The sequence below is a fragment of the candidate division KSB1 bacterium genome (genome assembly GCA_024655945.1).
Classification (GTDB): Bacteria; Zhuqueibacterota; Zhuqueibacteria; order JANLFK01; family Oleimicrobiaceae; genus Oleimicrobium.
In genome coordinates this window covers 249,612-274,224 of the sequence record JANLFK010000001.1, presented here as the reverse complement: position 1 = coordinate 274,224, position 24,613 = coordinate 249,612, and the positions used below count along the sequence as shown (strand labels likewise).

Sequence of the window (24,613 nt, the reverse complement as noted above, 5' to 3'; positions counted from 1 at the left end):
AGGCGCTGAAGGAACATTGACGCTGATGGCTGCGGAGCGGAAGGGAGACTGAGCGTGATGAGGCGGTGCAAGAAGATGGCTATGACAATAGCGCTGGGGAGCGTAGCAGTGCTCCCCGCGTATCCAGGAGTGGAGCTGGTCAATGCAACTTCGACTGGCGTGACGATAGAGCTGCGGGTTGATTCGTTGCGCATTGTGCCGGTTGAGGGGCAAGCGGAAGTCGTCTCGCTGGTCATCGATGGCTACGGCAGCACTGGCGAACCAGGCAGGCCTGTGCTGCCCACGACCGCCGCAGTGGTCGGCGTCCCCGAGGAGGGCGAGGTCGCCCTGCAAGTGCAAGGCGTGGACTTTGTGGAGCAGACTGTCCCCGACATCCAGAAGGCGCCGGATGAGTCGCAGGAGGCGAGCGTTGGCGTCGGCGGGGCAAGCGAGTGGTATCCGGCCGACTTTGTCACCTTGGGCCAAGTGGGCTTTGTGCGCGAACAGCGCATAGCTCAGGTGGTATTCTACCCGGTGCGCGTTAACCAGGCAACCCACCGTGCCCAGGTGGCGCGCTCAATCCGCGTGGCGGTTCTCTTTGGTCAGCCGGGGGTGGTAACCGTGACCACACAGCAGGTTTCTCCCCAGCAGTCGGTCTTTGAGGACTTTTTCCGGACCACGTTGGCTAACTATGCGCAGGCCAGACAGTGGCGCAAAGGGCAAGAGACGCCGCTGGCGCTCGCCAAGAGTTCCACGGCGTCACGCGCCGGGCAGGTGTTCAAAATCATTGTGGAAAAAGACGGCTTCTACCAGGTCACCGGTCGTGACTTACAGGGCGCAGGCGCCGTCCTCAATGGGGTTGACCCACGCCTGATCAGCCTCACCAATAAGGGACAGCCTGTGCCCGTGTGGGTGACCGGCACCCGTGATGGCACCTTCGACCCGCAGGACGCCATCCGCTTTCGCGGTGACTTCAACCGTGGCGACTACAGCTACCATTCCCCTTACACGCCGGCCAACGTCTACTGGCTGACCATTGGCGAGGTACCCGGCGCACAAGTGGTGGAAGTGGACGGCGGCTTGTATGACCCGGATCCCTTGCGGCCGGCGAGCACGAGGTTGACCAGACACTTCGAGGAAGACCTCATTTTCGAGCGTCTGCTCTTGGTTTCTGATGAAACTGCCGACCACTGGTTCTGGATGCAACTGCAACCCGGCAGCCTGCGGGTCATTCCGTTGCGCCTGGACAAGCCCGCCACGGATGGCCGGCCGGCGCGGGTGAAGGTGCGGCTGAGGGGGCTCACCTACCCCTCGTATGCCAACCCTGACCACCACGTGGTGGTGAAGCTGAACGGCTGGGTCATCGGCGACGTGATGTGGGACGGGCAAGCAGCATACACCGTGGACAATGCCTCTGTGCCTGCTTCTGCCCTCAGCGACGGAGAGAATGCGCTCAGCATCGAGTTGCCTGGCGACACGGGAGCAGGCGATATTGACCTGGTCTTGCTGGACTGGATCGAAGTGGAATATGACGCGCGTCTTGAAGCTGTGGGCAACAGATTCCAACTACAGCGGGCTCAAGGCAGCCGGAGACAGGTGGTGGAGTACCGCATCGGCGGCCTCACGCGCAACGATGCGCTCATCATCGATGCCGTGGGCAGGAGGTTCACCAACCTTGCCTGGGAAAGGGAGGGGAACCTCTATCGCGTGACATTTCAGGACAGAGCGCCGCTGAGCACCACATACTACCTGCTGCCGGCTGACGGCTGGCAAACTCCGGCGGCCATCGTCAAGGATTCCCCGTCGCAGCTGCGCGATCCCGGCAACAGCGCCGACTATGTGATTATCACCCACGCCGACTTCATGGCTGAGGTGGAGCGCCTGGCCGAGCATCGCCGCGCCAGGGGCCTCCGCACGATGGTGGTGGACGTGGCCGACGTCTACGATGAGTTTGGCGACGGCAGCATGGACCCCAGGGCGATAAAGCGGTTTCTGCAATACGCCTACGAGCACTGGGCCCCGCCGCGGCTGAGTTACGTCCTGCTGGTCGGCGATTGCACCTACGGTTTTGACAAGGAAGTGGCGCGTGGCTGGAAGGCGAAGACCTACGTGCCGACCATGCTGGAGTACACGACCACCTGGGGCATCCTGTCCAGCGACAACTACTTTGCCTGCGTGAGTGGCACAGATGTGCTGCCGGACCTGTACATCGGGCGTCTGCCCGTGGCGAGCGCGCAGGAAGCCGGCGCCGTAGTGGCCAAAATCATCCAGTATGAACGCTACCCGCTCATTGGCCAGTGGCGGCGGCAGCTCGGCCTCATCACCGGCACTGGTACCGCTACCCGCAACGAGTTCGAGATGAACGCCGACTACCTGCAGCGCACCTGCACGCCGCCGGAGATCCGCGTGCGTCGCTTGTCCACCGATACCCGCTCGCCGCACATGGGCAGCACCGAGGACCTGGTGCGCTTGTTCGAGGAGGGCACCGTGATCATGAACTTCATCGGCCACGGCGGCGGCGGAGTCTTTTCCGATGAGGAACTCTTCCAAATCGATGACGTGAACCTGCTCAACAACACCATGAAGTTCCCGGTACTCTTCAGCTTGACCTGTTTCATCGGCTACTTCGACAGTCCCACCAAGGCCTCGCTGGGTGAGGAGCTACTTCGTGTCCCCGGAAGGGGAATCGTGGCCCACTTTGGCTCGGCAGGGCGGGCACGCTTGTATGGCGACCAGCTCTTGAACATTGGCCTGTTCAAGTCGCTCTTTGCCATTGGCAGGCGGCGCGTCGGACAGGTGACGACCGAAGGCAAGCTGAGCATGCTGGCCGGGGGCTTTCGCTATCCGGACGAGGCGAAAAGCTTCAACCTCATGGGCGATCCGGCGCTGGAAATTGCCCTGCCGCGGACAAGCGTGGAGCTCTCCTTGACCAAGGCCAGTCTAAGTGTCGGTGAGGTGCTCTCCGTGAGTGGCACCGTTGCAGGCGGCGGCACCGGGATGGTCTTGCTGGAGGTCGTCAACGATGCCGACTCGGTGGTGGCCGACACGATAGTCCCGGTCAGCAGCGGGCGTTTCCAAGCCGATTTAGCGCAGGTGACGACGCAGTTTGCGCAGCATTGGCAGGGGAGCAAGGGAGTTGGCGTGGTGCGCGCCTATTTCTGGGACGAGCAGAGCGACGGCATCGGCGCGGTGCGATTCAGGCTCAATGAGCCCCACTTTGTCCAAGTCTATACCGAGCCTGCGCGCCCCGCCCACATGGATTCGGTGTACATTTCGGCCCAGGTGGTGGTTTCTCCTACCTTGGCCCCTGGTGGCATAACTGGGGTCTCCTGCGAATGGTCGCGCAACAGCGCTACATGGACGCGTCTGGTCATGGAATCCCGGGGGGAAGGGTTGTACAGAACCGTTGCCCCGCTGCAGGTGGAAGGGGGGGCACGCGTCTACTACCGCATCGTTGCTGAGTACAGTGCAGGGGAACTCCGTAGCTTAGTCAGCGAGGTCTTTAGCTATGACGTGATAAAGTCCGCCGACGTAGCGGTGACTGCCGAGGGCATGACGGTTTCAGGGACGAGCGCCTTGGAGGTGCGCGCCAAAATAGCCAATACCGGGGACGTAGACAGCGGCCCATTTGCCCTCCACCTTTTCGATGTCACCTCTGGGCAAAAGGTGCTCATTGCCCCAGAGCAACGCCTGACCAACCTGGCCCCCGGGCGGGATACCATCGTGACATTTGTCTGCGCCAACCCGGTGGAAGGGCTGCGCACCTTCCGCGTGGTCGCCGATTCTGCCAAAGCGGTCAAGGAACAGAACCGCGGCAACAACAGCGCCCAGCGCACCCGCTGGATCGTGCTGAGGACGACAGGGACCGGTGCCCAGCCGATTGAAGCGGAGGGCAACTTTTCGCTAACCATCCCGCCGCAGGCCATGTCACGCCACACGGCCATCGCAGTGAGTGGCATGCCGCTGCAGCACTTTGCAGGTGCAGGCAAGGCGATAGACCTGGTGCCTGTGAGATTGAAGGATGGCAAGTCCAACTACCTCTACGCCCTGGCCAGCGACGACAGCACCCTCAGCTTTTCTTCCCCGTACACTGTGGCGACGTACTTCGACCCCACCGACACGTTGGCCGCCCACGCAGCATCGCTGGGTCGACTCAAACTCTACGCGTGGGATAAGGCTGTGGGACAGTGGGTGTCCTTGAATAGCCAAATTGACCTGCCGCGCGCCAAGGTGACCGCCAGTGCCGCAACTCTTTTCTCTGTCTACGGCCTCTTTGTGAATGTGGACAGCCAAGCGCCCACGATTCGCCTCACGTTCCAGGGCCAGACGTTTGCCCAGGGCGACTTTGTGCCTGCCAAGCCGAACATCGTCGCTATCGTCGAGGATCAGAGCCCGGTGGACAATGACCTTCGCCCGGTGCGGGTGGTACTGGACGGACGCGAGCTTGCCCCCGCCGAGTTCTCGTGCACTTCGACACCTGACTCGCCCAACATGCTGGTGGTAGGCCTCAGCCCTAACCTCCACCCAGGCCAGCACGAGTTGCAGGTGACCGCCTACGACGTGCACGGCAACAAGGGCGTGGCAGAAGCCACCTTCACGGTGAGCGAGAACTTTGCCCTGCGCAACATCGCCAATCACCCGAACCCCTTTTCCCAGCAGACGGTCATCGCCTTTACGCTGACCGCCGAGGCGGAGGAGGTGCAACTGCGCGTCTACAGCACCTCAGGCCGCCTGGTGCGAGACCTGACGCGCGAGGTCGAGTCGGTGATCGGCTACACCGAGGTCGTGTGGGACGGCACAGATGAAGAGGGCGAGCAGGTAGCAAACGGCGTCTATTACCTGAAGCTGGTGGCCAAGCGAGGCCGGGACAAGATCGAGACGATCGAGAAAGTCGCCAGGTTGCGATAGTTGCTTCTTGCAGTGAATGGGAGAGATGACTATGCGGGCAAAGACGTGGGGGGGGACAATGCTCTTGGTTGCATGGATGGTTTTGATGCCGCAACTCTTGCGTGCCGGCACCTATGCGGCCGAGTTCCTGCGCATCGGGGTCGGCGCACGGGCTGCGGCAATGGGGAGCGCATTTGCGGCATTGGCCAACGACGGGACGGCCTTCTACTGGAATCCGGCAGGCTTAGCGTACCTGCGCCACGCCGAGCTAACCTTCGAGCACACCCCTATGTTCGGCGGTATTGCGCAATACAACGTTGCCAGCATCGCCCTGCGCGTGATGCCGGGGATGGCAGTGGGGTTGAGCTGGATCCGGCTAGGCGTGGAAGACATTCCCCGCTACGGAGAGCTCGCCGAGACCCGCTGGGACCGGTTCACCAATCCTGCGTTGCGTTCCACCGGACAACCAGAAGGCTATTTCAGTGATAGCGAGAACGCCATTATGCTCTCCTTTGCCCGCAAGATGGACTTTGAGGTGAGCCTTGGCCTGGGCCTGTCGCGGGTGTGGATTCCCACGGAGCTCTGCCTGGGAGCTACCTACAAGTACCTCGAACAGCACCTTGATTCCTTCTCTGGCCATGGTCAAGGCCTGGACGCTGGACTCTTGCTGCGTTTGACCACCGAGGCGGAGTCTGCTGGCCAGCCGGTGCGCAGTCTGGGTCTGGGCGTCAGTGTGCGCGACCTCTCGCGCACCTCGCTCAAATGGAACAGTCCGGCAAGAGTCATCGACCGCACCGTGCCGGTGGTGCGCTGCGGGGTGGCGTTGACGCAAAATCTGCCCTTCCTCAGGTCGCAGGCAGGCCTGGCTCTTGACAAGGAGTACTTTGGGGCAGAGGGGGTCTACCTGGGCGGCGAGCTTGTCGTAGGGAGGGTAGTGGCGCTGCGCCTTGGCTCGCACGACGGCGACCTGGCGGTGGGAGCGGGCTTGCGGCTGGGTGGCGTGCGCATGGACTATGCCTTTGTGAGCTACCAACTGCGCGGCACGCACCGGGTATCTGCAGCGATGCACCTATAGTGTCTGTGGCATCAGACGGGAGGCATCTCAGGCGGCTGCGCGGCGGGTGTGGATCACGTAGGAAGGGGCCTCAGAGCTCCTAAGGGGGAAGAGGCCGTTGCAGCTGCCTGAGGTGACTGCGGCCGGTGCCCAACACAGGGCGCCGGCCTTCTTCGTGATGGAGTGAGGTGTTGCTCGTTCAAAGCAGTCCGGAACCTCTCCATCCTCGAGGAGCAATCAGGGCATCCGGTAACCTTGTCGTTCCAGGTTTTGAGAGCAACCGGTACCCTGGTTGGGCCCTGCCCTGGTTTCTCAAAGAACGCCGGCGGGCGGCCGATTCTGCCCTCCCCGGGAGTTGGTTGCGCCGTCCCCCGGTTACAAGGAAACAGCAACATATTCAGCAAAAGAACGAGACTTTGGAATAGGGAGGTTCCCTTCAAGCAGACCGTGAATATGCATCTCGATTGCCTTGTGCATATTGCGCGTGACTTGTTCGCGGGTCTTGCCTGTCGCCACACAACCGGGTAGGTCTGGCGAGTAGGCTGAGTAGTTCCCATCCGCTTTTTCGACAACAATCAGAAAACGGTACATCTCTAGCTCTCCTCCTTCCTTGGCTTTGCTAACTGTGCCTGTTTGAGGACGCTGTTGAGTGTACCCGGCGCCAAATCATCGTTGGGGTGTCCGGCTATTGTGACTCAACCAGGTTTGGTAGGATGTTTGTACTGCCGGCGACTGCCTCTCGTGACCACCAGATACCAGCCGTCCTCTTCGATCATCTTGATAACGTCACGAACCTTCATCGCTGCCTATTCTCACCGCTGATGGCCAGTACCCACTGATAGTGTACTACAATTATAGCACCAATCGCCAAGTGGCCCAGAATTTCAATCCGGTCTAACCGTTGGACGAGGCGGCCCAACGGCACGGGCTTCACTTGCGCCGCGAAGGGCAGCGGAGCGGCGTTACGTGAAGCGCTTGTTAGGCGCAACGTGCGTGGAACAAGAGAGGCATGCCTTACAATAGTTCCAGCAACTCGTCAGACGTCATCTCACAATCACCAATGGTCTCTCCACGATGAACGGGAACAACTGTACACCGTCCCTCAGGGTGACGCAAAAAGTGATGGCTTCCCTTGATACGGATCACTTCAAAACCAGCCTTGCGTAACGCTGCGATTAGTTCTTGTCCTTTGAGCTGCGGCAGTTTTGTCATACTTCGACCCAGATACGCTGAACCCCTATGAACTCTTGAGGCGGGATTTCTGAGCCTTCGACTTCGAGGCATAACTCAATTGCTTCTCTAATCCGCTTCATCAGGGTATCCAGCGATTTAGCTTGAGTGTGACAGCCACGCAATTCAGAGACACTGGCCACATACCACCCTTCCGCGTCGCGCTCGATAATAACGTTGAACACTCTCGCCATTTACTCTTCACTCCTCCCTGTGATTTTGCCTATCGCTCCAAAGATTGCGCCCGACAACGCTTGGGCTCCTCTCCGGAATTTGTGCAGGCTGTGCCTGAGGCAAATGGTTGAACGGCATGAGACATATCCGTAACTCTTCGTGCGTTGTGCAGCACCTAGAGCTACGAAGAGGTCTCTCATGCCGATTGCAAAGGTAGTAAAGGTGACTTTGGGAATCAAGGATCATTTTGTCGCAAGCTGGAGAGGTCAGGCAACACCTGCCCTCACCCCCTCCCAGTTCCTCCAGGAAAAACTCCCGCAGGCACCCTCATCCCTGCCCTTCCTCCCGCCCGTCATCCTCGACAGACTCCCCCTCTGCCCCGCCGAACTCCTCCACAACCCCCACCACAGCACTACTGAGAGGGTCTTGCCTGGCTATGCCACGCCGCTGGGACAATCAGCTTGACAATAAGGGCGGATATCAGTATATTTGCCACGAAGAACGAGCGTGTGGTTACCACCATCGATAAGGATGCGCGTGCCGGGCGGAATCGGACCTGTTGCTTCTTTCAATGCCTCTTGCTCCCAATCCGGCGGAGCCGCAGGCGAACCTCGCCCTTGGTATCCATTGGGCAGGGAAGAGCATAGGCAGCCCCAGCACACCGATGCCCTCCATCGGCGCCTGCGGTCCAACATCGGACCAACTCCTTGCTTAAGCTTCCTCGGGTGGCGAAAGTTGCCGGTGGTGTTGTGGGGAAATAGCAGTGCGCGCGGGATACGAAGAACAGAAAGTAGTGAGGGTTAGGCGGGAGACTGCTATGCGATGCAGGAGAACCGTGATGTGGGCTTTGGGGTTGGGCGCGTTGCTCTCGCTGCGCACTGGCCTATTGTTCGGCCAGGTAGTACCAATCATCGACCTGCACCATAACGACCACACCGGCATGCCCAAAGCGCCATATGCTGAGGGTACCCAGGTCACCGTGACCGGGATCGCCACCGTGGGATCGGGCACCTATGGTAGCAACCTTGAGATTTTCGTGCAGGACGCCACCGCCGGGGTGTGCGTGTTTGGCCTCAACGATCCTACGCGTGTCGAGCTCGGGGATAGCCTCACGGTCACAGGGGTGGTCAAGTCTTACTACGGTCTGACGGAGATCTACGGATTTCCAACGCAGCCGCTGCAATTCACCATCCACGGGTCAGGGTTCCGCGTACCGGACCCTCTGGTGTTGACCTGCTGGGATGTGGCCAACTCTTTCCTCGCCGACGGAAGTGAACCCAACGAGGGGAGGTTGGTGCGCATAAACCGCGTGACCTACACTCAGACCGGCCTCTACGGCGGCCCCATTTCCGATGGCACTGCCTCCTGCGACCTCTTCATCGACAGGGACACTGGCATCCCGCATCCCACCGGGATTTTTGACGTCGTGGGCATCCTCAAACAGTATGACCAGACTTCTCCTTTCACCTCCGGCTATGAGGTATCACCGCGCTATCGAACCGACATCATCATGAGCTCTGGGCCGCACCTTGTGCGCGACGCGACAGAGACGGAGATCGAGCCTTACAGTGTGATGATAACTTGGGAGACCGACACCCCTGCTTCCAGCTTGGTGCGATACGGCAGGACGGATGAGTATGAGCTGGGCAGCGTCGGCGACAGCAGCTTGGTGACACAACACGCAATCAGACTGACGGGGTTGGAACCGGCGACGTTCTATCATTGCCAAGTCCTTTCCACCAATGCCGCGGGGACCACCGCCGGAAGGGACCTGCTCTTCAGCACGGCTTCGCCCCCGGAATGTACGGGACAAATCATTGTCTACTTCACCAAGAGCGTCAATGCTGCTTACGCCAGCACCACGGTGGCCAACGGAGAGGTGGATGTGGCGCAGCGCCTGACGGAGCGCATTCAGGCTGCGCAGTACTCCATTGACTTTTGCTTCTACAATCTTACCCATGCCCTCGTAGCCCAGGCGTTGGTGGCGGCCAAGCAGCGTGGGGTGAGGGTGCGGGTAATCACCGAACGCGATAACCGCAGCACCCAAATTGCCGACCTGGTAGCCGCTGGCATCCCGGTCATTGACGATGCTTATGGCAACAACGACGGCTCCGGGTATATGCACAACAAGTTCGCCGTATTCGATTACTGGGACAAGAGCAGCGCTGCCGATGACTGGGTCTGGACTGGCTCCTACAATGCCAGCTACGCGGGAGTGAGCAGCAATGCCGAGAACGTCGTGCTCGTGCAGGATCAGGCGCTGGCCGCCTGCTACACCGCAGAGTTCAACGAAATGTGGGGTAGGGAGAGCAGCACCCCCAATTCTGCAAATGCCCGATTTGGCTCGCGCAAAAGGGAAAACACGCCCCATAGGTTCATGATTGGCGGCAGGGCCGTGGAGCAATACATGAGCCCTTCTGACCGTACGACCAGCAAGATAATCGCTGCCCTCAACACGGCAGAAGCTTCAATCTACTTCTGCATCTACTCCTTCACGCGGTCGGATGTGGCAGCGGCGATGCGGGAGAAGTGGTACGGAGTGCCGGGATTCAAGCTGAAAGGCGTGTTCGACAGTAGCGAGGCGCGTCATGCAGCCTCTCAGTTTGGCAACATGGCGGGGACTGGCCCCTACCCTTGGTCGCCAAAGGCCGATGTCTGGATTGACTTGGAGGCAGGCCTTTTGCATCACAAGTATGCCATTGTGGACGTTTACGCGACTGCAAGCGACCCGCTGGTCATCACGGGCTCGCATAACTGGAGCAGCAGTGCGGAGACGATCAACGATGAGAATACGCTCATCATCCACGACGCTGACATTGCCAACCAGTTTCTGCAGGAGTTTGCGCAGCGTTACCGCGCTGCTGGCGGACGCGATGACCTGCGCACCTTGGTCGAGCCTGCTTTCAGCAACCTCGCCGCTGCAGTCCCCACGAAGCTGGAGCTCTCGCTTTTCCACCCGAATCCCTTCACTCAGCGGGCGCGCGCCGCGATGAAGGTCCTGGCGCAACCTGGCGGACTATCCCCGCTTCCGGAATGTGCGTCCGTTGCCATCTACGACGTGCGCGGGCAGCGAGTCGCCACCCTCTACGATGGCCCCATCGCCGCGGGGGAACGCCAGCTGACGTGGGAAGGCATGGACGACCGGGGCAACGCGGTGTGCTCCGGAATCTACTTTTGCGTGCTCGAGGCAGGAGGGACCCGGGTCGTTCAGAAAGTGAGCCTGGTGAAATGAGCGCCTATCACAGCCCCGAGGCGCGTATGCGGACGAAAAGCAGCGTGGCTGCGTTGGCCATTGTGGCCTTCGTGTCATTGGCGGCCTGGTCAGTGCGCGGTGGAGAGTATCACCACACTGTCAGCTTTTCTGAGGTGGAAGTGGAGCTCCAGAACGTGCAGGGCTTCACGCGGGTGACCATGGAAGGGTGTGAGCTCACTGAGGCAGTAGGGGAGCCACAGCTGCCGGCGCGCGTGGTGCGCTTGGCGTTGCCGCCTGGGGTGCGAGTGCTAAGTGTCGAAGCCACGGCCTCGGATGCGCAGGAGCTGGCATCGGGGGTGACCGTTTTTCCTGCGCAGCCGGCGTACCCCTATTCGCACTCGCAGGAGATCCCCTTTGTCGTCCCAAAGCCGGAGGCCTACATGAGCGCCGAGCCATACCCGGCTGTGCAGGCGCGCTTCTTAGGCCAGGGGCTACTCGCAGGGATGACCATTGCGGAGATAGCTGTTTACCCGGTCGCCTTTGTCCCGGCGCAGCATCGGCTCTTCTTGCGGCGCGAGATCCATCTTTGCGTACGCTTTGACCAGGGCAGCCCGGCCCAGGAGCTGGACGAAGAGGGCCTCCTGCTCCTTGCCAAGCTTGTGGATAACAAGGAGGAAGTTGATCGCCACAGGGCTCTCGGCCTGGCCAAGCGGGTGAAGGCCCCCACCGAGGAGCACGAATACGTCATCATCACGCCTCCAGCCTTCAGGGACGCTTTCCAGCCACTCGCTGACTGGAAGCGGCAGAAGGGCCTGGCAGCGACAGTTGTGACCACCGAGGAAATCTACGGGACCTATGTCGCCAAGGACAATGCAGTTCGCATCCGAGAGTTCCTCAAGGCTATGCGGTCGGTGTGGAACATCAGATGGGTATTGCTGGGCGGCGATGTTGACCATGTGCCCTATCGCACGGCCTATGCCATGGACTGTCTGCAGGGGGCGAAAGCAAATGCGATCCCGTGCGACCTCTACTTCTCCGACTTGGACCGCACATGGGATGAGAACAGGTCTTTGGTGTACGGAGAGGTGGCCGACAGCGTGGACCTCTATCCCGACGTGTTCGTGGGGCGGGCACCGGTGAACAACGTGGCGCAAGTTCAGGCGTTCGTGGAAAAGGTTCTTACTTACGAGCGAAATCCGCCTTGCGACTACCAGACCCGGGCCCTGTTCGCAGCCGATGTCCTGTGGGATAACCCGTACACCGATTCTGGCGTGGGCAAAGACCTGATCGATGAATTGTACGTGCCCGCCCGCTTCGAGATAACTAAACTCTACCACTCTCGGGGGAACGAGAGCGTGCAGTCGGTCGTCAGCGCGCTGAATCGCGGGATGAATCTGGTCAACCATGACGGCCACGCCTTCACCACGGTCATGGGGGTGGGCACCGGCTATTTGCAGATGGCGGACATGGACAGGCTGGCCAATGGTCCGCGCTTTTCGGTACTCTATTCCATTGGCTGCTACCCGGCCAATTTTGAAGAAGATTGCATCGCCGAGCATTTTGTCCGCAACGCTCGCGGGGGTGGTGTTGCCTTCATCGGCAATTCGCGTTACGGGTGGGGCTCACCCGGGAACCCAAAATACGGCTACTCTGACAGGTTCGACCAGCAGTTTTTCCGCTTCCTCTTTCAGGAGGGCCTGACGCGCGTTGGCCAAGCCATTGGCATGGCCAAGGCCTACTATGCGCCTTTCTCTCGGCAGGAGAATGTATACCGCTGGTGTCAGTACGAAATCACCCTGTTGGGCGACCCGGAGATGCCCATTTGGACCGACGTACCGCGAGAGTTGACGGTGGACTGCCCAGCGACTGTGCCCACGGGAGAGCAAGAGTTCGCGGTGCGTGTGCTGGATGGGGGGCAGCCTGTGAAAGGGGCATCGGTCTGCGTGATGGCCGGAGCCGGGGTCTACGAGCGGGGGAGTACCGACGCCGCGGGCTTGTTTGTCGCGCCTGTCGCCCCGGGCTCGACACTCGATTCGCTCACCGTCACGGTCACGGCGCAGAACTACCTGCCGCGGGTGGTCACCGTTCCGGTACAGGGCGAAGGGCCTTACGTGCTCTACAAGGGCTACCGACTTGAAGGTACCTCAGTCCCGGATGGCGCGTTCGAGCCGGGCGCTGAGGTGCGCCTGGAGGTGGAGCTGGTCAACCGTGGTACGGCACCCGCGATGGGGGTGGAGTGCGTGCTCAGGCCGCAGGGTCAGCTGGGGACGTTGTTGGACAGCACCGCGAGCTTTGGCGATCTGCCGCCGGGGGCTTCTTCCTACCCGGTGCCGCCTGGCAGCGGCTTTCTGCTGCGTGTGTCTGAGCAGTGCAGCCACGGGGACGTGGCGGGGTTCTCCCTCATCGCTACAGATCGCGATGGACAAACCTGGCGTAGTGCCTTCCGGGTGCCGGTTGCTGCGCCTCTGTTGACCCTTGCCAGTGCGACCCCATCGGACCGTCGCCTGGGAGATGGCGATGGCGTGCTCGAGCCAGGCGAAGTCGTCGACCTGGAGGTCACCGTTGTGAATCGCGGCTCGCGCCAGGCGCGTGGCGTCGTGCTGGAGTGCGAAGCAGGGGGAGAGGCTTTAGAGGTGGTTACCCCTCGGCGCAAGTTGGGGACTGTCGGGATTGGCGACACCGTCTCTGTCCCGGTGGAGATGCGCGTGGCCTTTGGGACGGCTTCGCCATGCTTTCCGACGGTGGCGTTTCGCTTGCTGACCGAGGCTGGACAGGTCTTTACCGCCTCCGCCACAATCATCGTCGGTGCCACAGGCTTCCACGACGACGTGGAAGTGCCGCTGGCGGGCTATGTGCACGGTGGGGCTCGCGACCTGTGGCACGTTTCCAGCCGACGCCAGCACTCTGGGCTGCATGCCTGGTATTGCGGCCAAGAGGATTCGGCGCGCTATCTGCCGAACATGTACACTGCGCTCATCACGCCCGAATTCCGCGTGCCGCCTGCAGCCACCTTGAGCTTCTGGGCCTGGTATGACGTGGCCGTTTACTCGGAGCCGGGATACCGCGGCGACGGCCTCTACGTGCAGGTCCGCGACAAGGGCCAATGGGTGCTTCTCGACTTCATCGGTACCGGAGGCGCCCTGGATTCCGCCCTCATGGGCATCGATTGGCTCCCGTACGTTTATGACATCTCCTTCTTGGATCCGGGGACGCTCACTGCCATTCGCTTCCTCTTCGAGAGCGACCCGGCAATAGAGTACGAGGGGGTCTATTTGGACGATATCGTGGTCGCGCCTGGCCACTTGATAGCTCCTGTGCCCGGCAAGTCAGGCGCGGCTTGCGCGGCTCAGTTCGACATCCAGGGGAACTACCCGAACCCGTTCAACCCGCAGACGGAGATTACCTGCATCGTGGGCCAGCGGGCCCGCGTGGTGGTGGGCATCTACGACCTCAGCGGTCGCCTTGTGCGGCGGCTTCTGGACGACGAACTGCCGCCGGGAACGCATAAGCTGTGGTGGCATGGCGACGACAGAAATGGCAATGCGCTGCCGAGCGGAGTCTACTTTTGCGTAATGATTACGCCAACCGGAAGGATTGTCCGTAAGATGACGTTGCTCCGCTAGGGAGCTGGAGCCCTGTACGGGCCACGGAGAGCACAGCTGGAAGGGAGACTGTATGGCAGAGAAGATGAAAGCGGTGGTGAAGACGAAACCGGGCCCGGGGGCCGAGTATCTCGAAGTGGATATTCCCCGATGCGGGCCGGACGAAGTGCTCGTCAAGGTGCACGCCACTTCGATCTGCGGCACAGACCTGCACATCTACGAGTGGAACCAGTGGGCGGCCAGCCGCATCAAGACGCCGCAAATCATGGGTCACGAGCTGGCAGGCGAGGTGGTCGAGGTGGGCCGGAATGTCCACTTCGTGAAGGTGGGCGACAAAATTTCTGCCGAAACGCACATCCCTTGTGGGCACTGCTACCAGTGCCGCACCGGACGTATGGCCATCTGCCGAAACTTGAAAATCTTTGGCGTGGATCGCGACGGTGTGTTTGCCGAGTACGCAGTCGTCCCTGAGGTGGACGTTATCAAGAACGACCCGGCGGTGCCCTATGAGTTCGCCTCGGTGCAGGAGCCGTTGGGCAATGCCGTGGACACCGTGCTTTCTGAGGACGTGGCTGGCAAGACGGTGGCCGTGATGGGCGCCGGCCCGGTGGGCCTGTTCGGCATTGCCGTGGCTCGCGCTTCCGGGGCCTCGGCCATCTATGTGACTGAGGTCAACGAGTACCGCCTGAACCTTGCGCGCAAGCTTGGCGCGACCGAGACCTTTAACCCACGCGCCACTGACGTTGTCGCCGAGATCATCGAGGCCACCGATGGGAACGGCGTGGATGTCGCCCTCGAGATGTCGGGCAACGCAGAGGCACTGCGCCAGGCCCTGAGAGTGACCACTCCCGGTGGCCGCGTCTCCATTTTGGGCCTGTACAATGGGAATGTTACGCTGGACCTCAACAACGATGTGGTGTTCAAGGCTTTGCGGATCTACGGAGTGACCGGCCGCACCATGTTCCAGACCTGGTACAAGAGCGCCGGCTTTATCAAGAGCGGCCTCATCGACCTGAGGACGATCATCACCCACACCTTTCCGCTGGCAGAGTTCGAGATGGGGATGCAGCTCATGGCAGAGGGCAATTGCGGCAAGATCGTGCTCGTGCCGTAGCCGCAGCGCTGGTGGAGGGCCAGCCAATGGTCGTTGGCGTGGGGATCGACATCATCGAGATCGCGCGGGTGGACGAACAGGTAAGGCGGCATGGCGAGCGGTTCCTGACCCGCGTGTTTGCGCCGGAAGAAGTGGCTTACTGCGAACGCATGGCGCATCGCGCGCAACATTACGCGGTGCGGTTTGCCGCCAAGGAGGCCACCTTCAAGGCCCTGGGCACCGGCTGGCAAGACGGCTTGTCGTGGCAGGACGTAGTGCTGGTAAATGACCATCAGGGCAAGCCATCTGTCAGCCTGCGCGGCAGAGCAAAAGAGCTCGCCGAGCGGCAGGGGGTAACCCAGGTGCACGTCTCAGTGTCGCACTCTAAGGAGTCTGCTGCTGCGGTGGTGGTTCTGGAAAGGGGGTAGAAGGCTCGAGGATTGGGTGAAGCGCTGACACCGGCTACCCGGGGAGTCGCGCTGGTGCCAGGAACTTCGGTCAATCGGGAGCTTTGTGCAGACGATGAAGAAGAGCCACTGGCCGAGGCTCTTTCCGTGAGCGGGGGGAGGGAGTCATACCAAGCGGCTGCGCTCCCGAGCTGACAAAGGCCACGGGCAGAGTCTGCGCCTTCGCTGGGCGGCCAGGCGCGTGAGGGGTGGAGAGGCAAAGGAAGGGAACTGCCATGAAGGACATGAAGAAGCTCATTATCGACTTTATCAAGAAAGAGTACCTCGATGAGGCCGACGACACCGAGATTACCGACACCACGCCTCTCATCTCCGGTGGCATCGTCGACTCTTTCTCAATGGTCTCGTTGAAGACCTTTCTGGAAAAGCAGTACGCGATCCAGATTCCGGATTCCAAGGTCACGCCGGAAGCGTTCGACACGGTCAACGGCATCGTCTCCTTGGTGAACGAGCTGCGGGGTGAGGCGGGCCAGACCTCGGCCTGACGCCGGCGCTCGGGGATGGTGATGCACGTGGAAAAAGGCGCCAACTTGCTTGGTGCGGGAGGTTGACGTGGCATTCGGCAAAGCGCGCGACTACTACGCGCAGGAGATAGCAAAGATTCGTGAGGCCGGCCTGTACAAAGAGGAGCGCTACATCTGCTCCCCCCAGGGAGCCGAGATCACGGTGGAATTCCCAAAGGGGGCGCCGACACGCGAGGTCATCAATTTTTGCGCCAACAACTACCTCGGCCTTTCCAGCCATCCGCGAATCTTGGAAGCGGCGCGCAAGGGCCTGGAGGAGCGCGGCTATGGGATGTCTTCGGTGCGCTTCATCTGCGGCACTCAGGACATCCACCGGCAGTTGGAAGAGAAGTTGACGCGCTTTCTCGGCACAGAGGACACGATCCTCTTCGCCTCCTGCCTAGATGCCAACGCCGCCGTGTTCGAGGCTCTGCTCGGCCGCGAGGATGCCGTGATCGCCGACAAATTGGTACACGCGTCGATCATCGACGGCATCCGCCTGTGCAGTGCCCAACAGTTTGTCTACAAACACCTCGACATGGCGCATCTTGAGGAGAAGCTCCAGGAAGCGCAGTCCTGCCGCTTCCGCATGATCGTCACCGACGGAGTGTTCTCCATGGACGGGGACATTGCCCCCCTGGACCGGATTTGCGCGCTCGCCGACAAATACGACGCCATGGTCATGGTGGACGATTCTCACGCCACCGGTTTCGTGGGCAAGACCGGCCGTGGCACCCATGAGCACTGCGGCGTCATGGGCCAGGTGGACCTCATCACCACCACCCTCGGCAAGGCCTTGGGGGGTGCATCGGGCGGCTGCGGCAGCGGGCGCAAGGAGCTGGTGGACATGCTCCGCCAGCGCGGGCGGCCTTACCTCTTTTCCAACACTGTGCCACCGGTGATAGTCTCGGCAGGGCTGGCGGTGCTCGATCTCATCTCGGAAACGACAGAGCGGCGGGACAAGTTGGAAAAGAGCACCCTCTACTTCCGGCGCCGGATGAAGGAGGCGGGATTCGACATTCGCGAAGGCGTCCACCCCATAGTGCCGATCATGTTGTACAACGCCAAATTGGCCCAGAACATGGCGCGCGACCTTTACGAGGAGGGCATCTACGTGGTTGGGTTCTTCTATCCTGTGGTGCCCCAAGGTCAGGCGCGCATCCGCGTGCAGATTTCCGCAGACCACGAGCAGGCGCATCTGGACCGGGCGATCGATGCCTTCGTCAAGGTCGGCAGAAAGTACAACATCCTGGGCAAAGGGAAGAAAGAGATCATCGAGATGTACGGGATGTGAGGTGGCATCGCAGGGCAGGCCCGTAGATTCGTCGAAGGGACTCAGCATGGAGGGAGCGTAATGTACGAACAACTGCGTCCGATCTTGCAGAAACGGCTTTCCGAGGTGAAGGAGTCTGGACTGTACAAGGAGGAACGCATCATCGTTACGCCGCAGGGGCCGCAGATCCGCGTTCGCCCGGGCAAGGAGGTGCTGAACTTCTGTGCGAACAACTACCTCGGTCTGTCAAGCCACCCCAAGGTCATCGAGGCAGCCCACCGCGCCCTCGAGGAACGAGGCTACGGCCTCTCCTCGGTGCGTTTTATCTGCGGCACACAGGACATCCATCGGGAGCTGGAAGAGCGGATTAGCGACTTTCTTGGCACCGAGGACACCATCCTCTACTCCTCTTGTTTCGATGCCAATGGCGGGTTATTCGAGACGCTGCTCGGGCCGGAAGATGCAGTCATTTCCGACTCTTTGAACCATGCTTCCATCATCGACGGCATCCGCCTGTGCAAGGCGGAGCGCTACCGCTACCAACACAACGACATGGCTGCTTTGGAGGAGGCGTTGGTCAATGCCGGGAATGCGCGCGTCAAGCTGATTGCTACCGACGGGGTGTTCAGCATGGATGGCGCCATCGCCAATCTCCCGGCCATCTGCGATCTGGCGGAGCGCCACAACGCCGTGGTGATGGTGGATGATTCCCACGCGACCGGTTTTCTTGGCGCCCATGGGCGCGGTACGCCGGAATATCACGGCGTGCAAGGGAGAGTGGATATCATTACCAGCACCTTGGGCAAGGCCTTGGGGGGTGCTTCGGGCGGCTTTACCTCGGGCAGGAAGGAGATTGTCGATGTGCTGCGGCAGCACTCGCGGCCATACCTCTTTTCCAACACCCTTTCGCCGGTGGTGGTAGGAACGTCGTTGGCTGTGCTGGAGCTCCTCTCGGCGGTCGATGAATTGCGCACGAAGCTGTGGCGCAACACTGCCTACTTCCGGAGCGAGATCGCCCGCCTGGGTTTTGATGTGAAGCCGGGAGAGCATCCCATTGTGCCGATTATGCTGAGCCGCTTTCCCCATGATGCGCAGCTGGCGCAGTTGATGGCCCGGGACCTCCTGGAAGAAGGGATCTACGTGGTGGGGTTCAGCTACCCGGTGGTGCCCAAGGGAGAGGCGCGCGTTCGCGTGCAGATCTCGGCTGCCCATGAGCAGGAACACCTCGACCGCGCCCTGGGGGCCTTTGCCAAGGTCGGGCGCAGGCATGGCGTGATTCAATAGCGCCCGCATGGGATCTCTGCCACCCACAAGGGGCGAGATGACTGCAGAACGCCACAGACGCTTGCGGGGACTGCCACTCTCCCCCGGTCTGGCCATCGGTCACGCCTGCCTGATGGGCGAGCGGCTTGCCATTCCCCAGCGTACTCTTCGCCCAGGAGAGGCAAGCCAGGAGCTGGCGCGGCTGGAAGGCGCCATAGCCCAGACACGCCGTGAGCTGCTCGACCTCCGCGACGGCGTAAAGAGAGAGCTGGGCCCGCGCGAGGCGGAGATCTTCGAGGCACATCTTCTGTTCCTGGATGACCCTTACCTGAAGCGGGAGGTGGAGCAAAAGCTCTTCGGGGAGCGCAAGGGCCTGGAGCAAGCCATCGCCGAAGTGATGGAGGAGTCCGAGCGCTTGCTCAGCGCCGTGGAGGATGCTTACCTGCGGGAGCGGGCAGTTGACCTGCGCGATGTGGGCACCCGCCTGTTGCGACACCTGTTGGGCCGCAGTCAACAAGACTTTTTCGCTGCTCACGATGAGGTGGTTGTCGTTGCCGAGGAGCTGACCCCCTCGCAGACAGTTGGGCTCGACCGGCACAAAGTGAAGGCCTTTGTGACGGAAAGAGGCGGGGCTACCTCGCACGCTGCCATTCTGGCCAGAACCATGGGCGTGCCACTGGTCTCCGGCGTGAAGGACGCGCAGCGGCGAGTGGCCGTAGGAGACAGGCTCATCGTTGATGGCTATCGTGGCCAGGTGGTTGTCAATCCCTCAGCGGATGATGAGAAGGCCTACCGAGAACGCCGCGCCCTGTTGGACGGCACCGCCCGCGAACTGGCAGAGTTTGCTGCACTCCCCTCGCACACGGTGGACGGCGTGCATGTCGCCTTGAAGGCCAATGTGGGGACGGTGGCGGACGTTGAATGGGCCAAGCAGACGGGGGCCGAAGGGATCGGGCTTTTTCGCACCGAGGTGCTCTTTCTGGATCGCGACTCCTTCCCTCCGGAGGAGGAACAATTTGCCGTTTACCGCCAGGTGGTGGAAATGGTGGCGCCGCGCCCTGTGGTGATTCGCACCATCGACATCGGCGGGGACAAGTTCGTGCGGGCACTGCCTGGTCTGCGTGGCGAGGCCAACCCGTACCTCGGGCTGCGGGCGGTCCGCCTCTCCTTAGAGCACCCGGAGATGTTCCGTGCCCAATTGCGGGCAGTATTGCGCGCGGGAGCGTTCGGTTCTGCCGCCATCTTAGTGCCTATGATCTCGTCTGTGGATGAAGTCAGGCGCGTTAAGGCCCTTCTCCGCCAGGCGGCTGACGAGGTGCGGGCCACAGGCCAGCAGTGCGCAGAAAGGTTGGCGTTGGGAGTCATGATTGAGATTCCCTCAGCCGCGCTGCTTGCCGACGCCTTCTTGCAAGAAGCAGACTTTGTGAGCGTGGGCACGAACGACCTCATTCAATACACCCTGGCAGTGGACAGGAGCAATGAACGGGTCACCAACCTCTACGATCCCCTCAACCCGGCTGTGTTGCATCTTCTGAAGCGCGTTGCGCAGGCGGCTGCCGCAGCTGGCAAAGAGGCAAGTCTCTGCGGCGAGATGGCAGGCGACCCGATCTACACGGAGCTTCTCATCGGCTTGGGCTTTCGCGAGCTGAGCATGAGTCCGCACTTCATCCCCGAGGTCAAGCGCGTGGTGCGCGCCGTGGATAGCCGGGAAGCGGCCGAGCTCGCCGACTGCGTGCTCGGTCGCGTCACCTCCGCCGAGGTCCGTCGACTACTCCTCCGTTCCCTGAGGCGTAAGAAACTGCCTGGGGTATTGCTCCGTTGATCCTGCCTTGCCTGCTGCCTCCGGACTGTTTGGCGCGGCGCAGTTTTTCCGAGACTGGCGTGTTCAAACAGTGTGCGTGACTACGGTGTACGGGACATCAGCACAATGGACGATGCGGCTCTGGTAGAGCAATTCCGCAAGGGCGATGTTGGCGCCTTTGAGGAGTTGGTGCGTCGTTACCAGGACAAGGTCATGGCCACCTGCGTGCGCATGCTCGGCAACCATGCCGATGCCGAGGATGCTGCCCAGGAGGTCTTTGTCAAGGTGTACGACGCTTTGCCGCGCTTTGACCCCCGGGCAAAGTTTTCTACCTGGCTTTACCGCATCAGCACGAACCACTGTTTGAACGTTCTGCGGGCTCGCAAGGTGAGGCGGTTCTTTTCGCTGCAGCGGACGGAGCCCGAGGCCGACGGCTACCTACCGTCAGCCCAATGCGACCCTGGCCCTGGTCCGGATGGCGCTGTGGAACAAGAAGAGTGCGGGCGAGCGTTGTGGAAGGCTATTGACTCCTTGCCGGAGAGCCAGAAGGTGGCCACAGTTCTCGCCCGCTTCGGGAACTTGTCCTATGCCGAGATCGCCGAGGTGATGGAGACGACAGTCTCGGCAGTTGAGTCAATTCTGCACCGAGCCAAACGCCAGTTGTATCGAGAGCTTTCCGATCTTCTGGAGGAAGGGCCGCAAGTTTGACCCTCGGGCCGTGTTACAAGGCATGGAGTACGAACGATGACCTGTAAGACAGTACAACGTCGCCTGTCAGCATTCCTGGATGGGGAGCTGACCGAGGAGCTGACTCGCCAGGTAGGGGAGCACGTGAGCCGATGCACGGAGTGCGCCGCCGAGTTGGCTCGCTTGCAGAAGGTGTGGCAGCTTTTGGGAAGCTTGCCGCCGGTACAAGCGCCGCCGTTCTTTGCCACGCGTGTCTTAGCGCAGGTGAAGGCAGGGCGCCGAAACCTAGTTGAGCGGGTGGGGGAGCTGGTGTTTGCTCGCCCGCTGCTGCCCATCGCGGTGTCGGTAGGCATCCTGGCCGGTGTGCTCCTCGGCAGCCGGCTGGGCAGTTGGATCACCGGGGGGTATCGGCACGGGAGCGAGGCGCTGGTCACTCAGGTTGCGACGGAGTTCGAAAGCTTTGGCGATTTGCCACCAGGCTCGCTGAGCGAGGCATACGTAACCTTGGCTTCGGCGAACAACATCAAATAGGTGCAACATGCGCAATAGATGGATGCTTGTGGCTCTGGCGTTCTCCCTGACCGTCAATCTGGTAGCCTTGGTGACTCTGGCGGTATTTTGGTTCTCCAAGCCGCCGGGCAGGCCTGCGCCGCAGGCCCACTGGAGAAGCGAAGGCCGGCCACGTTTCCACCCAGAGGGGGACGAGGTCGTGGCCAAGATGGTGCGAGACTACTTTGAGAGGGCGCAGAAGGAGAAGATGAGCCTGCGTGCGGCACGGCTGCAACTGGTGGAGCTCTTGCGGCAGGAAAAGCCCGACACCACCAAGATCATGGCGATCATCGACGAGCTCGCCTCCCACCAGGCCGAACTGGAGCGGCTCACGATGCGACACCTCCTGGCACTAAAACCCAGGATCGGCAAGGAGCGTTTGGATTTTTTGATTCGCATGTTTGAAGAACGGGCCATGGAACACAGGGGGATAGTGCGCCCATCACGAGAACCAGTTCCCCCACTGCGTGAGGGAGGGATCCCGGGAACTCCCAAAGGAGTGGAGCGAACGGTTCCACAGCAGCGTTGTAGGTAACAGGAGTTCAGGCAAGAAAGGAGGTTGTTCGGTATGAGACACACACTCAGTATTGCAGCGACGGTGCTCCTCGTGCTGGCTGCGCTGTCCTCGTGGCAGCCTGCATTCAGCCAGGAGAAACCCGCTCAAGGTCCGGGGCTGGCGGCGATGTACTGCCACATCCCGAACCTCACGGATGAGCAGAAGCAAAAGATTGAACAGCTGCACCGGGCGTTTCTCAAGGAGATGGCGCCGTTGCGTAACCAACTGCGTTCGGAGCGCTTTGCGTTGATGTCGCTGAAAACGGCCAACAACCCCGACCAGAAGGCCATCAACGCCAAGATCGACGCGATCGCGAAGTTGCGCGCGGACATCGAGAAGAAGCAGGTGGCCCATCGCCTGCAGATCCGCAGCCTGCTCACCGATGAGCAAAAGGCCGTTTTCGACGCCCGCCCGGGACGCACTGCCGGCTGGATGAAGGGCCGTCCAGGGCTTGGCAAAGGGCGGCCGGGCCCCATGGGACACCCTGGCATGAAGCCAGAGGAATGTCCCATGCACGGACCAGAGAACTGAGTCCTGCCCTTGCATTGCCAAGGGGAAGGCACTTGCCTTCCCCTTTTTGCTTTCTGCCCGCGGTGCAAAATCCATTGGCAATCCTTGGAAAAAGTGCTATATTTGCCCTCCAAAGACGGAAGTCTCACCACAGGCCACATCGCCTGGTGGCGGCCCAGCCCGCGCTGTGGATTGGTGCTCGCACTAGGGTGCTCACCTCTTCGGATTGCGGCACAAACGCCACAGCCGCCGCCGTGCTCGGGGTTGAGTACGCGTGGTGCTGGTTGGTCGGCGCACGCCGAAGCGGTGGGCGCCGAAGGGGCGCGTTGGTTGTCTCAACTGGTTTTGCCTCATCACCTTGCTGCAGGCTCGGCCCTTTTGCCGATGCATGGTGAAGCAGACTCTAACCCAGTTTGCCGCCCCGGATGCGGCCGGACACTGCGCGGCCTTGTCGCGTACATTGCCCTGGGCCCGTTGAATTTAGGCTGGGGATGTGGCAGCAGAGCAGAAGGCAACGGGATACTTCTGTCTTTTGCACATGAGTTCTGAGCGACGTTGTCTCGGAGAGGACCACCATTGATGCACAGTAGCACCCTTCGCGACCTTCGCCCGGCTTGGGTTGAAGTCGACTTGGACGCCATTGCCCATAACACCCAGGCCGTCAAGCAGCTGCTGACGAACACCAAACTTCTGGCAATTGTCAAAGCGGACGGCTACGGCTGTGGCGCAGTGCAGGTGGCGCGAGTCATGCTGGAGAACGGAGCCGACAAGTTGGGTGTCGTTCTCCTGGACGAGGCAATCGAACTGCGGCGGGCGGGAATTCAGGCGCCGATCCTTAATGTCGGCGGCATTCTCCCCGAACACGCCCACCTGGCGGTGGAATACGACATTGAACAGGCGGTGACCAGTACCGAAGTGGCCGAGGCGTTGTCCAGAGCGGCAGTCGCCGCGGGGGAGCAGGTAGTGGTCCACCTCAAGGTCGACACTGGCATGAGCCGCTGGGGTGTGCGCTTCGACCAGGCGGCGGCGTGGATCGCCCAGATAGCTCGCCTGCGCGGCCTACAGTGCGCGGGCGTGTTCACGCACTTTGCCATGTCAGATGCCCTGGACAAGAGCTTCACCGAACTGCAGCTTTGCCGTTTCCAGCAGGTGCGGCGGCAGGTGGAGGCGCAGGGGATCCACGTACCTGCCTGGCACACGGCCAATAGCGGAGCCATCCTGGATCTTCCGCAGGCGCACCTGGACATGGTGAGATGTGGGCTCTTGCTGTACGGCTACTATCCCTCGCCGGATGTCCACATGCCCCTTGCTCTCGAGCCGGCCATGGCAGTGAAGGCAAAGGTCATGCAGGTGCGAACCATCGCGCGCGGCGACACAGTTGGCTACGGGCGGCGCTACATGGCAGAAGGTCAGGAGCGCATCGCCGTGCTGCAAATCGGCTATGCGGATGGCTACGATCGCGGCCTGCGTAACGTGGGAACGGTGCTCATCCGAGGGAAGCGAGCGCCCATCGTCGGGGGCATTTGCATGGATGCCTGCTTCGTGCGCGTAGACGGGGTGGGAGAGGTGCGTGTGGGCGACGTCGTGACGCTGATGGGAAAGGATGGCGAGGAGGAGATCTCGCCGCATGACATCGCTGATGCCATTGGTTCGGTGTCATACGAGGTCATGGCGCGCTTTGGATCACGGCTGCCCCGTGTGTACCTGCGTGACGGCCGGCCGATCAGCGTCAAGTCGCTCGTCACTGGCTTCAAAGAGACAAGCCTGAATAGTGATGCGGAGTGACTAGCCA

General features: G+C 61.2%; 19 protein-coding genes and 1 pseudogene. 16 read left to right on the top strand and 4 right to left on the bottom strand.

Features of this window, described 5'->3' with window-relative positions; all coding sequences use genetic code 11:
• Window positions 1-75 precede the first annotated feature (75 nt).
• Both NUW13_01195 and NUW13_01190 read left to right on the top strand, forming a co-directional pair.
• Window positions 76-4,887, top strand: a complete 4,812-nt coding sequence (locus NUW13_01195; GenBank protein MCR4437643.1) for a C25 family cysteine peptidase — start codon at window positions 76-78, stop codon at window positions 4,885-4,887.
• Window positions 4,888-4,972: 85 nt separating this feature from the next.
• Window positions 4,973-5,941 carry a UPF0164 family protein gene (locus NUW13_01190; GenBank protein MCR4437642.1) on the top strand — a complete coding sequence of 323 codons (969 nt, stop codon included), beginning with the start codon at window positions 4,973-4,975 and terminating at the stop codon, window positions 5,939-5,941.
• Between the two features lie 354 nt (window positions 5,942-6,295).
• Here NUW13_01190 and NUW13_01185 read toward each other — a convergent pair whose 3' ends face one another.
• The 4 genes and pseudogenes from NUW13_01185 to NUW13_01170 all read right to left on the bottom strand — a co-directional run bounded on the left by NUW13_01185 (window position 6,296) and on the right by NUW13_01170 (window position 7,344).
• Window positions 6,296-6,511, bottom strand: a complete 216-nt coding sequence (locus NUW13_01185; GenBank protein MCR4437641.1) for a type II toxin-antitoxin system HicB family antitoxin — start codon at window positions 6,509-6,511, stop codon at window positions 6,296-6,298.
• Between the two features lie 2 nt (window positions 6,512-6,513).
• Window positions 6,514-6,720, bottom strand: a pseudogene (locus NUW13_01180) (type II toxin-antitoxin system HicA family toxin).
• Window positions 6,721-6,934: 214 nt separating this feature from the next.
• Window positions 6,935-7,132, bottom strand: a complete 198-nt coding sequence (locus NUW13_01175; GenBank protein ID MCR4437640.1) for a type II toxin-antitoxin system HicA family toxin — start codon at window positions 7,130-7,132, stop codon at window positions 6,935-6,937.
• Entirely contained in the window at window positions 7,129-7,344 is a 216-nt protein-coding gene (locus tag NUW13_01170) for a type II toxin-antitoxin system HicB family antitoxin (protein ID MCR4437639.1), read from the bottom strand. Before NUW13_01170 ends, NUW13_01175 begins: the two co-directional genes overlap by 4 nt.
• 178 nt (window positions 7,345-7,522) lie before the next feature.
• Here NUW13_01170 and NUW13_01165 point away from each other — a divergent pair, with 178 nt between their 5' ends.
• The 14 genes from NUW13_01165 to alr all read left to right on the top strand — a co-directional run bounded on the left by NUW13_01165 (window position 7,523) and on the right by alr (window position 24,606).
• Window positions 7,523-7,789: a hypothetical protein gene (locus NUW13_01165; protein ID MCR4437638.1), complete on the top strand. Its 267-nt coding sequence runs from the start codon at window positions 7,523-7,525 to the stop codon at window positions 7,787-7,789.
• Between the two features lie 352 nt (window positions 7,790-8,141).
• Complete coding sequence (locus NUW13_01160; protein MCR4437637.1) at window positions 8,142-10,556, top strand: phospholipase D-like domain-containing protein; 2,415 nt, start codon at window positions 8,142-8,144, stop codon at window positions 10,554-10,556.
• 26 nt (window positions 10,557-10,582) lie between these two features.
• A complete protein-coding gene (locus NUW13_01155; protein ID MCR4437636.1) occupies window positions 10,583-14,140 on the top strand; it encodes a C25 family cysteine peptidase in 3,558 nt (1,185 codons plus the stop codon).
• A gap of 52 nt (window positions 14,141-14,192) precedes the next feature.
• Window positions 14,193-15,233: an L-threonine 3-dehydrogenase gene (tdh, locus tag NUW13_01150; protein ID MCR4437635.1), complete on the top strand. Its 1,041-nt coding sequence runs from the start codon at window positions 14,193-14,195 to the stop codon at window positions 15,231-15,233.
• 26 nt (window positions 15,234-15,259) lie between these two features.
• Complete coding sequence (gene acpS, locus NUW13_01145; protein ID MCR4437634.1) at window positions 15,260-15,640, top strand: holo-ACP synthase; 381 nt, start codon at window positions 15,260-15,262, stop codon at window positions 15,638-15,640.
• Between the two features lie 254 nt (window positions 15,641-15,894).
• A complete protein-coding gene (locus tag NUW13_01140; GenBank protein ID MCR4437633.1) occupies window positions 15,895-16,164 on the top strand; it encodes an acyl carrier protein in 270 nt (89 codons plus the stop codon).
• Window positions 16,165-16,231: 67 nt separating this feature from the next.
• Window positions 16,232-17,476, top strand: a complete 1,245-nt coding sequence (kbl, locus tag NUW13_01135) for a glycine C-acetyltransferase (GenBank protein MCR4437632.1) — start codon at window positions 16,232-16,234, stop codon at window positions 17,474-17,476.
• Between the two features lie 60 nt (window positions 17,477-17,536).
• Window positions 17,537-18,739: a glycine C-acetyltransferase gene (gene kbl, locus NUW13_01130; protein MCR4437631.1), complete on the top strand. Its 1,203-nt coding sequence runs from the start codon at window positions 17,537-17,539 to the stop codon at window positions 18,737-18,739.
• 37 nt (window positions 18,740-18,776) lie between these two features.
• Window positions 18,777-20,540 (top strand): phosphoenolpyruvate--protein phosphotransferase, encoded by a 1,764-nt coding sequence (ptsP, locus tag NUW13_01125; GenBank protein MCR4437630.1) that lies wholly within the window; start codon window positions 18,777-18,779, stop codon window positions 20,538-20,540.
• A 105-nt stretch (window positions 20,541-20,645) separates the two neighbouring features.
• Window positions 20,646-21,227, top strand: a complete 582-nt coding sequence (locus tag NUW13_01120) for a sigma-70 family RNA polymerase sigma factor (GenBank protein ID MCR4437629.1) — start codon at window positions 20,646-20,648, stop codon at window positions 21,225-21,227.
• A gap of 36 nt (window positions 21,228-21,263) precedes the next feature.
• Entirely contained in the window at window positions 21,264-21,737 is a 474-nt protein-coding gene (locus NUW13_01115; GenBank protein MCR4437628.1) for a zf-HC2 domain-containing protein, read from the top strand.
• A 7-nt stretch (window positions 21,738-21,744) separates the two neighbouring features.
• Window positions 21,745-22,290, top strand: a complete 546-nt coding sequence (locus NUW13_01110; protein MCR4437627.1) for a periplasmic heavy metal sensor — start codon at window positions 21,745-21,747, stop codon at window positions 22,288-22,290.
• Window positions 22,291-22,323: 33 nt separating this feature from the next.
• On the top strand, window positions 22,324-22,842 hold the full coding sequence (locus tag NUW13_01105) for a Spy/CpxP family protein refolding chaperone (GenBank protein ID MCR4437626.1): 519 nt from the start codon (window positions 22,324-22,326) through the stop codon (window positions 22,840-22,842).
• Window positions 22,843-23,400: 558 nt separating this feature from the next.
• The gene (alr, locus tag NUW13_01100) at window positions 23,401-24,606 is read left to right on the top strand and encodes an alanine racemase (protein ID MCR4437625.1); all 1,206 of its coding nucleotides are present in this window, start codon (window positions 23,401-23,403) and stop codon (window positions 24,604-24,606) included.
• Window positions 24,607-24,613 lie beyond the last annotated feature (7 nt).

Excerpts from the sequence above, each read along its gene's own strand:
- NUW13_01195 (MCR4437643.1), top strand. The coding sequence starts at position 76 with ATGGCTATGACAATAGCGCTGGGGAGCGTAGCAGTGCTCCCCGCGTAT.
- NUW13_01190 (MCR4437642.1), top strand. The coding sequence starts at position 4,973 with ATGCCGCAACTCTTGCGTGCCGGCACCTATGCGGCCGAGTTCCTGCGC.
- NUW13_01185 (MCR4437641.1), bottom strand. The coding sequence starts at position 6,511 with ATGTACCGTTTTCTGATTGTTGTCGAAAAAGCGGATGGGAACTACTCA.
- NUW13_01175 (MCR4437640.1), bottom strand. The coding sequence starts at position 7,132 with ATGACAAAACTGCCGCAGCTCAAAGGACAAGAACTAATCGCAGCGTTA.
- NUW13_01170 (MCR4437639.1), bottom strand. The coding sequence starts at position 7,344 with ATGGCGAGAGTGTTCAACGTTATTATCGAGCGCGACGCGGAAGGGTGG.
- NUW13_01165 (MCR4437638.1), top strand. The coding sequence starts at position 7,523 with ATGCCGATTGCAAAGGTAGTAAAGGTGACTTTGGGAATCAAGGATCAT.
- NUW13_01160 (MCR4437637.1), top strand. The coding sequence starts at position 8,142 with ATGCGATGCAGGAGAACCGTGATGTGGGCTTTGGGGTTGGGCGCGTTG.
- NUW13_01155 (MCR4437636.1), top strand. The coding sequence starts at position 10,583 with ATGCGGACGAAAAGCAGCGTGGCTGCGTTGGCCATTGTGGCCTTCGTG.
- tdh (MCR4437635.1), top strand. The coding sequence starts at position 14,193 with ATGGCAGAGAAGATGAAAGCGGTGGTGAAGACGAAACCGGGCCCGGGG.
- acpS (MCR4437634.1), top strand. The coding sequence starts at position 15,260 with ATGGTCGTTGGCGTGGGGATCGACATCATCGAGATCGCGCGGGTGGAC.
- NUW13_01140 (MCR4437633.1), top strand. The coding sequence starts at position 15,895 with ATGAAGGACATGAAGAAGCTCATTATCGACTTTATCAAGAAAGAGTAC.
- kbl (MCR4437631.1), top strand. The coding sequence starts at position 17,537 with ATGTACGAACAACTGCGTCCGATCTTGCAGAAACGGCTTTCCGAGGTG.
- ptsP (MCR4437630.1), top strand. The coding sequence starts at position 18,777 with ATGACTGCAGAACGCCACAGACGCTTGCGGGGACTGCCACTCTCCCCC.
- NUW13_01120 (MCR4437629.1), top strand. The coding sequence starts at position 20,646 with ATGGACGATGCGGCTCTGGTAGAGCAATTCCGCAAGGGCGATGTTGGC.
- NUW13_01115 (MCR4437628.1), top strand. The coding sequence starts at position 21,264 with ATGACCTGTAAGACAGTACAACGTCGCCTGTCAGCATTCCTGGATGGG.
- NUW13_01110 (MCR4437627.1), top strand. The coding sequence starts at position 21,745 with ATGCGCAATAGATGGATGCTTGTGGCTCTGGCGTTCTCCCTGACCGTC.
- NUW13_01105 (MCR4437626.1), top strand. The coding sequence starts at position 22,324 with ATGAGACACACACTCAGTATTGCAGCGACGGTGCTCCTCGTGCTGGCT.
- alr (MCR4437625.1), top strand. The coding sequence starts at position 23,401 with ATGCACAGTAGCACCCTTCGCGACCTTCGCCCGGCTTGGGTTGAAGTC.